Annotated in this window: 13 protein-coding genes; 6 read left to right on the top strand and 7 right to left on the bottom strand. The window is 69.8% G+C overall.

All coding sequences use genetic code 11. The annotated features are described in order from the left end of the window. Positions 1-99: 99 nt before the first annotated feature. The 3 genes from mqnE to STRIP9103_RS26130 form a co-directional block, all read right to left on the bottom strand. Positions 100-1,263: an aminofutalosine synthase MqnE gene (gene mqnE, locus STRIP9103_RS26140; RefSeq protein ID WP_009323232.1), complete on the bottom strand. Its 1,164-nt coding sequence runs from the start codon at positions 1,261-1,263 to the stop codon at positions 100-102. Positions 1,264-1,349: 86 nt separating this feature from the next. Further along, complete coding sequence (locus STRIP9103_RS26135) at positions 1,350-1,805, bottom strand: Lrp/AsnC family transcriptional regulator (protein WP_009323242.1); 456 nt, start codon at positions 1,803-1,805, stop codon at positions 1,350-1,352. 113 nt (positions 1,806-1,918) lie between these two features. Further along, complete coding sequence (locus tag STRIP9103_RS26130; RefSeq protein ID WP_009323222.1) at positions 1,919-2,614, bottom strand: UbiX family flavin prenyltransferase; 696 nt, start codon at positions 2,612-2,614, stop codon at positions 1,919-1,921. 219 nt (positions 2,615-2,833) lie between these two features. Here STRIP9103_RS26130 and STRIP9103_RS26125 point away from each other — a divergent pair, with 219 nt between their 5' ends. Continuing rightward, on the top strand, positions 2,834-3,460 hold the full coding sequence (locus tag STRIP9103_RS26125) for a rhomboid family intramembrane serine protease (protein WP_048821001.1): 627 nt from the start codon (positions 2,834-2,836) through the stop codon (positions 3,458-3,460). Here the strand turns inward: STRIP9103_RS26125 and STRIP9103_RS26120 are convergent. From STRIP9103_RS26120 to STRIP9103_RS26110, 3 genes are read right to left on the bottom strand one after another with little or no spacing between them, the layout of a single operon-like run. Next, positions 3,450-4,022, bottom strand: coding sequence for a Uma2 family endonuclease (locus STRIP9103_RS26120; RefSeq protein ID WP_009323230.1), 573 nt, complete (start codon positions 4,020-4,022; stop codon positions 3,450-3,452). The two genes, STRIP9103_RS26125 and STRIP9103_RS26120, sit on opposite strands and share 11 nt — an antisense overlap. Before the next feature lie 46 nt (positions 4,023-4,068). After that, positions 4,069-4,992, bottom strand: coding sequence for a menaquinone biosynthesis prenyltransferase MqnP (gene mqnP / locus STRIP9103_RS26115; RefSeq protein WP_009323235.1), 924 nt, complete (start codon positions 4,990-4,992; stop codon positions 4,069-4,071). Next, the gene (locus STRIP9103_RS26110) at positions 4,989-6,440 is read right to left on the bottom strand and encodes a menaquinone biosynthesis decarboxylase (protein WP_009323228.1); all 1,452 of its coding nucleotides are present in this window, start codon (positions 6,438-6,440) and stop codon (positions 4,989-4,991) included. Before STRIP9103_RS26110 ends, mqnP begins: the two co-directional genes overlap by 4 nt. A gap of 129 nt (positions 6,441-6,569) precedes the next feature. Here STRIP9103_RS26110 and STRIP9103_RS26105 point away from each other — a divergent pair, with 129 nt between their 5' ends. Both STRIP9103_RS26105 and STRIP9103_RS26100 read left to right on the top strand, forming a co-directional pair. Further along, positions 6,570-6,989, top strand: a complete 420-nt coding sequence (locus tag STRIP9103_RS26105) for a PLD nuclease N-terminal domain-containing protein (RefSeq protein ID WP_009323226.1) — start codon at positions 6,570-6,572, stop codon at positions 6,987-6,989. Between the two features lie 134 nt (positions 6,990-7,123). Beyond that, positions 7,124-7,861 (top strand): FadR/GntR family transcriptional regulator, encoded by a 738-nt coding sequence (locus STRIP9103_RS26100; protein ID WP_009323233.1) that lies wholly within the window; start codon positions 7,124-7,126, stop codon positions 7,859-7,861. Between the two features lie 109 nt (positions 7,862-7,970). On the opposite strand, the gene STRIP9103_RS26095 is transcribed toward STRIP9103_RS26100, so the two are convergent. Then, positions 7,971-8,318 (bottom strand): ArsR/SmtB family transcription factor, encoded by a 348-nt coding sequence (locus tag STRIP9103_RS26095; protein WP_048821000.1) that lies wholly within the window; start codon positions 8,316-8,318, stop codon positions 7,971-7,973. 116 nt (positions 8,319-8,434) lie between these two features. Here STRIP9103_RS26095 and STRIP9103_RS26090 point away from each other — a divergent pair, with 116 nt between their 5' ends. The 3 genes from STRIP9103_RS26090 to STRIP9103_RS26080 form a co-directional block, all read left to right on the top strand. Beyond that, complete coding sequence (locus STRIP9103_RS26090; protein WP_009323220.1) at positions 8,435-9,466, top strand: quinone oxidoreductase family protein; 1,032 nt, start codon at positions 8,435-8,437, stop codon at positions 9,464-9,466. A 213-nt stretch (positions 9,467-9,679) separates the two neighbouring features. After that, the gene (locus STRIP9103_RS26085) at positions 9,680-10,405 is read left to right on the top strand and encodes a MerR family transcriptional regulator (RefSeq protein WP_048821004.1); all 726 of its coding nucleotides are present in this window, start codon (positions 9,680-9,682) and stop codon (positions 10,403-10,405) included. A gap of 144 nt (positions 10,406-10,549) precedes the next feature. Continuing rightward, positions 10,550-11,686, top strand: a 1,137-nt coding sequence (locus STRIP9103_RS26080; RefSeq protein ID WP_048821003.1) for a hypothetical protein, incomplete at its 3' end; no start/stop codon positions are given.

Raw genomic sequence — 11,686 nt, 5'->3', positions numbered from 1 at the left:
CAACCACACCCAACCCGCACCCACCAACGCACCGACCCCTCCCGAGCTCGAAGGCGCGGCGGGGTCGAAGGGGCGCAGCCCCTGGTGTGGCGCCCGGGGTCAGACCCGCATCGGCTGTGGGGACTCCCGTCGCGCCGGGTCGGGGCCGTCGTACTCCCTGATCACCTCGTACCGCGTGTTCCGTTCCACCGGGCGGAAGCCGGCGTCGCGGATGAGGTCCAGCAGATCCTCTCGGGTCAGCTTGTTGGGGGTGCCGTAGTTGTCGGCGTCGTGGGTGATCTTGTACTCCACCACCGAGCCGTCCATGTCGTCGGCCCCGTGCTGGAGCGCGAGTTGCGCGGTCTGGACGCCGTGCATGACCCAGAAGACCTTGACGTGGGGGACGTTGTCGAACAACAGCCGCGACACGGCGAAGGTCTTCAGGGCCTCCGCGCCCGTCGCCATCTGCGTGCGCGCCTGCAGCCGGTTGCGTACCTTGCCGTCCTTCATGTCCACGAAGTCGTGCTGGTAGCGCAGCGGGATGAAGACCTGGAAGCCGCCGGTCTCGTCCTGGAGTTCACGGAGGCGCAGGACGTGGTCGACGCGGTGCCGGGGCTCCTCGATGTGGCCGTAGAGCATGGTGCACGGGGTCTTCAGACCCTTCTCGTGCGCCAGGCGGTGGATCCGCGACCAGTCCTCCCAGTGGGTGCGGTGGTCGACGATGTGCTGCCGTACCTCCCAGTCGAAGATCTCGGCGCCGCCGCCGGTGAGCGACTCCAGGCCCGCGTCGATCAGTTCGTCGAGGATCTCCGACGCCGACAGGCCGCTGATCGTCTCGAAGTGGTGGATCTCCGTGGCCGTGAAGGCCTTCAGGGACACGTTCGGGAGGGCGGCCTTCAGTTCGCGCAGGGAGCGCGGGTAGTAGCGCCACGGGAGGTTGGGATGAAGCCCGTTGACGATGTGGAGCTCGGTGAGGTTCTCGCTCTCCATCGCCTTGGCGAGCTTGACGGCCTCCTCGATGCGCATCGTGTACGCGTCCTTCTCCCCCGGCTTGCGCTGGAAGGAGCAGTACGCGCAGGAGGCCGTGCACACGTTGGTCATGTTGAGGTGGCGGTTGACGTTGAAGTGGACGACGTCGCCGTTCTTGCGCGTCCGCACCTCGTGCGCCAGCCCGCCCAACCAGGCCAGGTCGTCCGACTCGTACAGCGCGATGCCGTCCTCACGGGTCAGCCGCTCACCGGCCCTGACCTTGTCCTCCAGCTCGCGCTTGAGCCCGACGTCCATACCTCCGCCTCTCCTCACAGACAAAACTGATGCAACCGTACTCCCCGCCCTCCGGGCGGAAGCCGCCCCCATGCGGCGCTCCGTGCCTAAGCCTCTTCCGGCAGCTCGCCCACCCGGTTCTCCCACTTCGTGGAGAGCACGATCGTCGTACGGGTCCGGGACACGCCCTTGGTGCCGGACAGTCGGCGGATGGTCTTCTCCAGACCGTCGACGTCCGTGGCACGCACCTTGAGCATGAACGAGTCGTCGCCCGCGATGAACCAGCAGTCCTCGATCTCGTTCAGGTCGCGCAGCCGGCTCGCCACGTCCTCGTGATCGGCGGCGTCGGAGAGGGAGATGCCGATGAGCGCGGTCACGCCGAGGCCGAGGGAGGCCGCGTCGACGGTGGCGCGATAGCCGGTGATGACACCGGCCGCCTCCAGCCGGTTGATGCGGTCGGTGACGCTGGGTCCCGACAGACCGACGAGGCGTCCCAGCTCCGCGTAGGAGGCCCGGCCGTTCTCCCTCAGGGCCTGGATGAGCTGCCTGTCCACCGCGTCCATGCGATCGGTTGCCTTCCGCTGAAGAGTTGAGTTGTCGGTAAGAGTGGTGCGAGGAGTGTGAGCGAGTACCGCTCAAGTCCAAGTGACCCAAGTAGGTGACCCAAGTAAGTCACTCAAGTAATACGGGAAGCGCGCGCTCCGCCGACGTCGCCCTCCCAGCGCCGGTACAGGGTGTGCGGGACGCCCGCCGCGTCCAGCACCCGTCCGGCGACGAAGTCCACCAGGTCCTGGATGTGGGTGGCCCCCGCGTAGAAGGCCGGGGAGGCGGGCAGTACGGTCGCGCCCGCGTCGTCCAGGGTCACCAGATGCCGCAAAATCTGCCCGCCCAGGGGGGTTTCGCGTACGGCGACGACGAGCGGCCGGCGTTCCTTGAGGGTCACGCTCGCCGCACGCTGGAGCAGGTCCTTGCTGAGGCCCAGTGCCACGCCCGCGACGCACGCCGTGGAGGCGGGGACGATCAGCATGCCCTTGACCGGGTACGAGCCGGAGGACGGCCCGGCGGCCAGATCGCCGGCGCTCCAGTGCCGTACGCGGTCGCCGTCGAGGTCCACCGGGAAGGTGCCCGGCTTGCCGTCGGCGCCCAGGGAGAGCCATTCCCGCAGGTCGTCCCGCCAGTGCGCGTCACGGAAGGAGATGCCCGTCTCGTCCAGCAGGGTCAGCCGCGACGCCCGGGACACCACGAGGTCGACGCTCTCACCGGCGGCGAGGAGCGCGCGCAGCACGGCAGCGGCGTATGGGGTGCCGGAGGCGCCGGAGACCCCTACGATCCAAGGCGTACGCGGCGTCTCTCCTGGCTTGACTGGGTTCACGACACCGAGCCTATCCGGCGCCGCAGGACGGGAACCGGCCAAGGGGGCACGGCCGTTTCACTGAAGAGACAAGCCGAGCCCAAAGCGACGAGCCGAGTCCGGCCACGGTCCGGATGAGACATCGGGTGCGGGTGGTCCGGGGTGCGGTCGGGTTCGGGTGGCCCGATGAGGCGTCGGGGCCAGGTGGTCCGGATGAGTGCGGGTGAGTCGGGGGTTGACATGTCGGGTGGAGTGCGTGGGACGCCGGGTGTGGGGCGGGAGTGGTCGCGCGGGGCGCGGGCGAAGGCCGCCGCCAAGCTGATGGTGGGCTGGGTGGCGTTGCTGTGGCTGCTCGAAGTGATCGACGTGGCGAGCGGTCACGCGCTGGACGACTTCGGGATCATGCCGCGCTCGGTGCCCGAGCTGGTGGACGTGATCCCCGCGTCCTTCATCCACTTCGGCTTCGCCCATGTCGCCGCGAACAGCGTGCCGCTGCTGGTGCTGGGCTTCCTCTCCGCGCTGGGCGGGCTGCGCCGCTTCGCCGCGGTCTGCGCACTGATCATCGTCGCCGACGGCCTGGGGGTATGGCTGATATCCCCCGACAACACCAACACGGCCGGCGCCTCCGGCGTCGTCTTCGGCCTCTTCGGCTTCCTGCTGATCAGCGGTTTCGTCGAGCGCCGCCTCGCGGGCGTGGCCGTTGGCGTCCTCATCGCCGCCGTCTGGGGCGGCTCCGTCCTCGCGGGCCTCGCCCCCACGGAGACGGGCGTCAGCTGGCAGGGCCATCTGATCGGCCTGGTGGCGGGGGCGGTGGCGGCGTACCTGTTCCGCCACCGGGAACCACGCCGCCCGACCCTCACTCCGTAGAGCGGGCCTTCGGGTCCACGGGCAGCCGGTCGGTGGGGATCATCAGCTTGCCGAGCGTGGAGTCGACGGTGAGATCGACGCCGTACGGGATCGTGTCACGGCCCCGGTAACCGTCGGGGCCGGGGTTCCACATCGTCACGACATGGCCCTTGAGGGGGTCGAAGATCAGATAGTTGGCGATACCCCGGGAGGCGTACCAGCGGGGCTTCACCTCGTAGTCGCGGCGGATGCTGCCTTGGGAGACGACTTCAACGACCAGCTCGATGAGATCGGGAGAATACGCGCCCTCGTTCTTCGCAGCCTCCGGCGCCGGGATAAGGGCCAGATCGGGGCAGAACTCGTTCTCATCGTCGAAGGGGAACGCAACATCACTGGCGAAATCCCACTCCTCGCCCAGCTGAGCCTCAAGGGCGTTCCAGACCAAGCGGATGGTCTTGGCGTGGTGGGGCTTGACCGGACTCATCATGATGTTGCCCTCGACAATCTCCATGCGATAGCCGGGGAACATGTCCTCGAACCGGCTGAGCTGCGAGTGCAGGCGGTCAAGGTCCGAGACGGTCACGGTGTCCTCCCTGGGGTCCTGCCCTCGATGGTAGGCCGCACGCTAATCAGACGGTCAGCCCCCGCACCAACAGATCCAGCAGCGCACACACGAACAGGGCAATGCCGATGAAGCCGTTGACGCTGAAGAACGCCCGGTTCAAGCGGGACAAGTCACGTGGCCTGACGATCGTGTGCTCGTACACGAACGCGCCCGCGACGATCAGCAGGCCCAGCCAGAAGAACGCGCCCGCGTCGGTTGCCAGGGCGTACCAGATGAACAGGGCCGTCGTCAGGGCGTGGCAGACGCGCGCCGCCCACACCGCCGCCGGGATGCCGAAGCGGGCCGGGACCGAGAGGACGCCGGACTCCCGGTCGCTGTCGACGTCCTGGCAGGCGTAGATGAGGTCGAAGCCGCCGATCCAGATGCCGACCGCCAGGCCCAGGATCACCGCGTCCCAGGACCAGGAGCCGGTGATGGCGAGCCAGCCGCCCACCGGGCCCATGGCCTGGGCCAGACCCAGGATCGCCTGGGGGTAGTTCGTGAACCGTTTGCCGTAGGGGTAGACCACCATCGGGATCACCGCGACGGGGGCCAGGGCCAGGCAGAGGGGGTTCAGGAGCGCCGCCGCGCCCAGGAAGATGACGACCGCGACCACGGCGCCCGTCCAGGCGTGGCGCACGGACATCTCGCCCGTCACCAACTCGCGGTGCGCCGTACGCGGATTACGGGCGTCGATCTCGCGGTCGATGATCCGGTTGACCGCCATCGCGAAGGTGCGCAGCCCCACCATGCAGATGGTGACCAGCAGCAGACGGCCCCAGTGGATGTTCCGGTCCAGCTGGTACATCGCCGTCAGCGACGCGATGTACGCGAAGGGCAGCGCGAAGATCGAGTGCTCGATCATCACCAGGCGGAGGAAGGCCGGTACACCTCCGCTCTTGCGGAGAGGCTTCGCGCTGCCCTCCCCAAGGATGGCCTCACCGCTCACAGGCCGTACTCCTTCCAGCGCCTTGTCACCCGTTCGGCCGTATCCGGATCCGACTCCACCATGTCCGGCCACCCCCCGTCCCGCGTGTACCCCTCCTCGGGCCACTTCCGCGTCGCGTCGATGCCCGCCTTGCCGCCCCAGAACTGCTGGTAGGAGGCGTGGTCGAGGTGGTCGACCGGGCCCTCCACCACCGTCAGGTCGCGGGCGTAGTCCGTGTTGCCGAGGGCCCGCCAGGACACCTCGTGCAGGTCGTGGACGTCGCAGTCCGCGTCCACGACCACGATCAGCTTGGTCAGGGACATCATGTGGGCGCCCCAGATCGCGTGCATGACCTTCTGCGCGTGCTTCGGGTACTTCTTCTCGATCGAGACGATCGCGCAGTTGTGGAACCCGCCCGACTCGGGGAGGTGGTAGTCCACGATGTCCGGCACGATGATCTTCAGCAGGGGGAGGAAGAACCTCTCCGTGGCCCGGCCCAGCGGCCCGTCCTCCGTCGGCGGGCGACCCACGACGATCGACTGCAACAACGGCCGCTTCCGCATCGTCACGCAGTCGATCTTCAACGCGGGGAACGGTTCCTGCGGGGTGTAGAAACCGGTGTGGTCGCCGAACGGGCCCTCGGGGAGCATCTCGCCGGGCTCCAGCCAGCCCTCGATCACCACCTCCGCCTGCGCCGGCACCTGCAACGGCACCGTCTTGCAGTCGACCATCTCGATCCGCCTGCCCGCGATGAACCCGGCGAACAGGTACTCGTCGATGTCGCCGGGAAGCGGGGCCGTGGACGCGTACGTCACGGCCGGCGGACACCCGAAGGCGATGGCGACCGGCAGCCGCTCGCCCCGCTTCGCCGCCACCTGGTAGTGGTTGCGGCTGTCCTTGTGGATCTGCCAGTGCATGCCGATGGTGCGCTTGTCGTGGCGCTGGAGACGGTAGAGGCCGAGGTTGCGTACGCCGGTCTCGGGGTGCTTGGTGTGGGTGAGGCCGAGGTTGAAGAAGGAGCCGCCGTCCTTGGGCCAGGTGAACAGCGCGGGCAGTTGCTCCAGGTCCACGTCGTCGCCGTGGAGCACGACTTCCTGGACCGGCGCCTCCTTCACCTTCTTCGGCGGTACGTGGGTCATCGCGCCGAGCTTCCCGAACGCCTCGCGGACCCCGACGAACCCGTGCGGCAGCTCCGGCTTGAGCAGGCCGCCGATCTTGCCGCTGATCTCCTCGTACGACTTCAGGCCGAGGGCTTTCAGCAGGCGGCGGTCGGTGCCGAAGACGTTCATCGCGAGGGGCATGGCGGAGCCCTTCACGTTCTCGAAGAGCAGGGCGGGGCCGCCGGCCTTGTTGACCCGGTCGACGATCTCCCCGACCTCCAGACAAGGGTCGACCTCGGCCTTGATGCGCTTGAGATCGCCCTCGCGTTCCAGTGCGCGGAGCAGGGAGCGAAGATCGTCGTAAGCCATGGGGTCAAGTATCCCCGAGGGGCTACCCTGACCCCGTCACGGGGCCCGGCGCGCGGTCCCGTCATCATGGGCGGAGGGCCGAAGCGTACGGCCTCCGCACCGCCGTCACCGCTTCCAGGGGGCCGTTCCATGCTCAGGGTGTTGATGTACCTCGTGCCGCTGGCGCTGACGATCTACGCGTTCATCGACTGCCTCAACACCCCCGAGGACGAGGCGAAGCACCTCCCCAAGATCGCCTGGGTGTTCATCATCCTGCTCTTCTGGATCGTCGGCCCTCTCGTCTGGCTGGCGGCGGGCAAGATGCGGCATGTCCCCGCGAACGGCCGCACCCCTTCCGAGTGGCACCGCAACCACCGCATCGAGTACGTGGCCCCCGACGACAACCCCGAGTTCCTGAAGTCCCTCGCCGAGGAGAACAAGAAGGACGAGTCCCTCCTGAAGAGCTGGGAGGCCGACCTGCGCCGCCGCGAGGAGGAACTGAAGCGGCAGGAGCGGGAGAAGGGGAACACGGGAGACACCGGGGACGGGAAGAAGGACGGCGGGGAGTAGCGCGGGAGGCGCGGTCGCCTTCAGCCCCGACGTGGCCGCCGACAGCGCTGGAGCGGCCCGGCGAACCGGTTCACCGGTGGGCCGGTGCTCACTAGACTTCGGGGCGGTTCATCCGTACCGAAGTGAGGGAATCCATGGCCGAACTCTCGAGAATCACGGTCGAGCCTCGGGAGCCGCTGGCCGCCGAGGTCTCGCGTCGGCTCATCGAGTACCTGATGTCCGGTGAGGTGCGGCCCGGGGACCGTATCCCCTCCGAGCGTCAGCTCACCGAGATGCTCGGGGTCAACCGGCCCACCGTGCGCGAGGCCATCAAGTCCCTGGGCTTCCTGGGCCTGCTGGAGATCCGGCAGTCCAGCGGCACCTACTTCCGCGGTACCGGCTCCGACGTCCTCTACCGCCTCTTCGAGCTCGGCCTCGTCCTCGGCGAGCGCGGCGCGAACGACATGCTGCGGGCCCGCGCCGAGCTGGAGGTCGTCGTGGCCGGTCTCGCCGCCGAGGCCCGCGACGAGGCCGGGGTCGAGCTGCTGCGCGCCCGGCTCGCGACGATGCGCGAGTGCCCCGACGAGGGGTTCGCCGAGGCGGACACCGCGTTCCACGCCGCGCTGGCCGAACTGGCCGGGAACACCGTCCTGCGCGACATGCTCAAGGGCATGCGCACCATGATCCAGCGCGGCTGGGTCGAACGCACCGGCGCGGTCCGCCCCCGCGAGGTCGCGTACGCCGACCATGTACCGATCTTCGAAGCGGTGGAGAAGGGCGACGCGACCGCCGCCCGCGCGGCGATGGCCGAGCACATGCGGGGGGCGACGGGGCGGTTGCGGCAGGCATTGGCCGAGGGCCGCCACGGGGATGAGGAGGACGGCGGCGCCTGATCCCCGTAGAGGCGTTCGGCCGCTCGCGGGTGCGGGTGGTTCCTGGTTGTGCGGCCACCCCGGCGGCACGACTGCCCGTGGCCGGGACCGCCCGCCCGGACCGATCGGGCTACTCGCCCCGCAGCACCAGATCCAGCAGCCCCGGAAAGCGGGCGTCGAACTCCTCCCGCCGCAGGCGATTGACCCGCTTGGGCCCCTCGTCCCGCTGCTCCACGAGCCCCGCCCCGCGCAGCACGGCGAAGTGATGACTGAGCGCGGCCTTCCCGACGGGCACGTCGAAGCTGCCGCAGCTCCGCGTCCACACCGGAGAACCGGCCAACTCCCGTACGAGCGTGAGACGTACGGGATCGGCGAGGGCCGACAGCGCGGTGAGGACCGGGACGTCGTCGGGATGGGTGTGCTCGGGAGCGGCCCGATGACCGGCACGTTCCACCACACCCGCCCCCTCTCTCGTCATATCTCCCGGCATGCCCTGCGTCCCTCACTCATCCCGCTTGCCGAGTGTTCGACGAAAATCACACACTCGCGAGTGTTCGCTTTTCATTAAACAGTCTGTCGAGCGGGGAGTTTGGCATGCGCGCGATCGAGTTCCAGGAGTACGGCGGCCCCGAGGTCCTGACGGCCGTGGAGGTCGACGTCCCCGAGCCGGGCCCGGGGCAGGTGTCCATCGACGCGGCGTACGTGGGCGTGAACTTCGCCGACCTCAAGGCCCGTTCCGACGGCTACCGGGTGTCGGCGCTCCCGTACCGCCCCGGCCTTGAGGTCTCCGGCCGTGTCCGTGCGCTCGGCGCGGGCGTCGACGGCTTGTCGGTCGGACAGCAGGTGACCGCGTTGACCGACGCGGGCGCGTACGCCGATGTCGTCGTGGCCGACGCCACGACCGTCTTCCCGCTCCCCGAGGGCATGGACCTCCGCACCGGCGCCACACTCCCCACCGTGCTGCCGACGGCGTACGCGCTGGTGCATTCGGTGGGGCGGCTGCGGGCCGGCGAATCGGTGCTCGTCCAGGGCGCGGCTGGTGGAATCGGCACCGTGGTGGGCCAGTTGGCGAAGGCGGCGGGCGCCGGGGCCGTGTACGGCGTGGTGTCGGACGCGGCGAAGGCGAAGCACGCGCTCGACCACGGCTACGACGACATCTTCGTCAGCACGGCGACATCCGCCGACGCGCCCCCTGCGGCCCACACCGACCCCACCGCCTTCGTGGACGAGGTACGTGCCGCGACCGGCGGCCGTGGCGTGGACCTCGTCCTGGACCCGGTCGGCGGCGACACGCTCCGCGCCGGCCTGGCCTCCCTCGCCCCCTTCGGCCGCCTGGTCTCCTTCGGCAACGCGAGCGGGGCCGAGCCGTGGACCGTGGGCCGGCCCGAGCTGTACGGCCTCGGTCTGACCGTCTCCGGCTTCTCCATCCTGGCCCTGGCCGAGTCGGCCCCCGCCGAACTCCGCACGATCGCCGAGCGGGCCTTCGCCACGGTCGTCGACGGCGTCGTATCGCTGCCGGTGACGGCGGAGTTCCCGCTGGAGGAGGCGGCGGAGGCCCACCGCCTGATGGGTACGCGCCGCAGCGTGGGCAAGCTGCTCCTGCGGGCGGCGGGCGACGAGGCGTAGGAAGAGGCGCAGGAAAACGAAACCCTCGGCCGTCAGCCGTGCGGCGTGGCTGTACACCGCCCGGGCATGCGCACGGAAGAGCTGGGCGAACGCCTGCGGATCACCGGCCCGTATCCGGGCGCGCAGAGAAAGTTCCACACCCTCCCCTGTCCGCGTCCCGCCACCCGTCCCTGTGGTTCCGGTCACACCAGAACAGTCCTAGTCTTCGACCCGATGCCCGAACACCCCCCTGAACCAACCCCCGTCCGCCTCCGTCCCGTGGACCTGGCCCGGCTCTCCGGTGTCTCCACCCAGCAGATCCGCAACTACGAGGAGGCCGGCGTCCTTCCCCCGGTGCCGCGTACGGAGTCGGGCTACCGGGTCTTCGGGGAGGCGCACCGGCAGGCGCTGCTGACGTACCGGGCGATGGCGATGGGGTACGGGGCGGTGGCGGCGGCGGTGATTCTGCGGACCGCGCACGAGGGCGACGTACCGGGGGCGCTGGCGCTGGTGGACGCGGCGCACGCGGCGCTGCACGAGGAGCGGGTCTCGCTTCGGGCGGCGGGCGAGGCGTTGCGGACGCTGGCCGGGGAGCCGCCGGAGGAGGACGTACCGGGCCCCGATCTGCTGATCGGCGAGGTCGCGGCGCTGCTCGGCGTCCGCACCTCGACCCTGCGCGTATGGGAGGCCGCCGGTCTGCTGTCCCCGCGCCGCGAACCCGGCACCGGCTACCGCCACTACACGCCCGACGAGATACGCGACGCCCGCTTCATCCTCGCCCTCCGCCGCAACCACTACCTCCTCGACCAGATCCGCCCCGTCCTCGACGGCCTGCGCCGCGAGGGCAGCACCGAAGCCCTCCGCTCCGCGATCGCCGCCCGCACCATCACCCTCACCACCCGCACCAGAGCGATGCTCGAAGGAGCGGGCCACCTGCACACCTACCTGGCGTCCCTCTGACACACGCCACCACGAACCCCCGAACGTCGGCGGAGTCTCATCCCTTCGGCGTCCGCCCATAGACCATCGGCCGACTACGACGCGCCCTCCCCCTCCCCACACTGAAGACCCACGGGGAGAAACGGGGAGGAGACGGCGATGAGGATGACCAGGGGACGTTTTCTGGGGCTGACGGCGGGAGCCGCGGGAGCCATGGCGTTACCGACGACCAAGGCCGCCGCGATGGTCGGCATGCTGAGGCCACGGGAAGCCGAGGAAACCCGGGCCGGAGGCAAGGGCGGCCGGCGCGGGCTGTCGTACCGGAGTGTCGTGTACGAGGTCGGGGAGGGCGACATCCCTGCCACGCGGTGGAGTGCCGAGCGCGTCCGGCGGGACATGCGGGCGATCCGGCACGAGTTGCGCGCCGACTCCGTGAAGGTCACCGGCGACGGTGTGGAGCGGCTCACGCGCACGGCGGCGGAGGCGGCCGAGCGCGGTCTGAACGTCTGGCTGGAGCCGACCCTCGGCGGCGTACCGGAGCGGGAGATCCTCGATCATCTCGCCGAGACGGGGCGGTTCGCGGAGCGGTTGCGTCGGCAGGGCCTCGACGTGCATCTGAGCGTGGGCTGCGAGTTCCTGATCTTCCTGCCCGGGATCGTGCCCGGCGACGACATCCTGGAGCGGATCGAGAACCTGCTCGCGGGCAACTTCGACCCGGTGGAGGCGGCCCGCCGCGTCCACGACTTCACGGCACGCGCGGCCGGGGTCGCCCGTTCCGTCTTCCACGGCCCCCTCACCTACGCGGCGGCCGAGGACGAGGAGGTCGACTGGGACCTCTTCGACATCGTCGGCCTCGACTACTACGGCTACCACCGCGGCCGTTCCGCCTACATCCGCGACCTCCGGCGCCATGTCCGCCCCGGGAAGCCCCTCTCCATCCAGGAGTTCGGCTGCTGCACCTTCGAAGGCGCGCCGCAGGACGCCGGGATGGGGTGGAGCATGGTCGACTTCCGCGCCGAACCCCCGCGGATCAAGGGCCACTTGAAGCGCAGCGAGCGCGTCCAGGCCGCGTACGTCACCGATGTCCTCGCCGCCTTCGAGGCGATGGGCCTGTACGCCGCCCACGCCTTCACCTTCATCAGCCCGGACTCCCCCCATCGCCCCGACGACCCCCGCTACGACCTCGACATGGCGAGCTACGCCCTGGTGAAGCCGCTCAGGGACCGCCCCGACGACCCCGAATCCGACTGGCACTGGGAACCGAAGCAGTCGTTCCACGCCCTGGCGGGGGCATACGGCGGG

Origin of the sequence: Streptomyces ipomoeae 91-03 (genome assembly GCF_000317595.1) — a bacterium.
Taxonomy (GTDB): domain Bacteria; phylum Actinomycetota; class Actinomycetes; order Streptomycetales; family Streptomycetaceae; genus Streptomyces; species Streptomyces ipomoeae.
The sequence above is the reverse complement of the archived record's forward strand: the minus strand, read 5'-3'. Positions and strand labels throughout refer to the sequence as shown.